Genomic DNA, 1,096 nt, shown 5'->3' with positions numbered 1-1,096 from the left:
GCCATGATGATGTCATCTTCCAGAGCGATGTTCTGCACCAGCACAGCATAAATTGCCACGCAGACGATAATGAGAAATGCCTGAAAGCCCAGTGCCAGCAGGGATCGGAGGTAATTCTGTCCCATACCGCCCCATTCTTTGCCCATCATTGCAGCCATTGGAACGGGAGCCACCGAAGTTACAAGGTAGATCTCGATCATACGGCCATAAATAACGATAAAGATACAGATATACAACGCCCACATGGTAATGCCAATAAAGAGGGATTGGAACCACAGTCCGAACAGCGGTCCCAAATCCATTTCCATCAGCCTCGGTTCCAGATCGGTCATAACTAAGGAAATGTCAATGGACGCATCCGAATTGATAATCCCTGCCGCCTGCGCCACCACGCTCTGCGCCATATCAAAGACGCCCATCACGATATTCCATGTGTTTGTGACAATGAGGATGGCGGCAGCTGATTTGAACACCCACTTGAAAATCATCCAGGTATCCACATCATGCAGGTTGTTCTTGTCTGCAATCATCTGAATCAGGTCTACGGTCATCACGATAGCCAGGATCACACCTGCAATCGGCACCATGATGGAGTTTGACAGATTCTCAATCATATTGAAAATACTGCCATTCCATCCCTGTGGGGTCTGTCCTACCTGTACGAATATATCCGCGACCTGTTGGTTTACACTGTCAAACATCCCCGAAAGGTTGCTCATAATACCGCCCACCAGCATTTCTTTCAGCCAATTCGTCAGGGCTTCAAGTAAGAAATCCATACGGTGTCAACCTCCTTTCCGCCGCCCCCGCAGAGCTGCGGGAGCGGCAAGGATTTCATGCAGGAACGCTTAGACAGAGAACAGCCCGGAGAGCAGAGGTACAAGAACCATACCAACAACGGCTACACCAGCACCGGCCATAAGCTGCTTCATGCCCTGAGATTTTACTGATGTGCGATAAAGAAGTAATAGAAGTGTAAAAAATTTTGCCGTTCCTATCCGGCACTTGCGCATTGTGTCGGATAGGTCGGGCGGTTATTCGGGCAAGTCCACCTTGCCAACAAAAGAATAATAAATCTCAATGTCCTGTCTGCGGG

At 49.0% G+C, this 1,096-nt stretch carries 2 protein-coding genes; both read right to left on the bottom strand.

Annotation, left to right across the window (positions count from 1 at the left end; translation table 11 throughout):
* The coding region (locus tag ACMP1L_RS05055; RefSeq protein ID WP_418452199.1) for a VirB6/TrbL-like conjugal transfer protein, CD1112 family at window positions 1-779 on the bottom strand (779 nt) is incomplete at its 3' end.
* 69 nt (window positions 780-848) lie between these two features.
* Window positions 849-920, bottom strand: a complete 72-nt coding sequence (locus tag ACMP1L_RS05050; RefSeq protein WP_118736852.1) for a hypothetical protein — start codon at window positions 918-920, stop codon at window positions 849-851.
* Between the last annotated feature and the right edge of the window lie 176 nt (window positions 921-1,096).

The sequence above is a fragment of the Ventrimonas sp. genome (assembly GCF_048380235.1).
In the GTDB taxonomy this organism is placed as follows: Bacteria; Bacillota; Clostridia; order Lachnospirales; family Lachnospiraceae; genus Brotaphodocola.
This window is presented reverse-complemented; position numbering and strand designations above follow the sequence as displayed.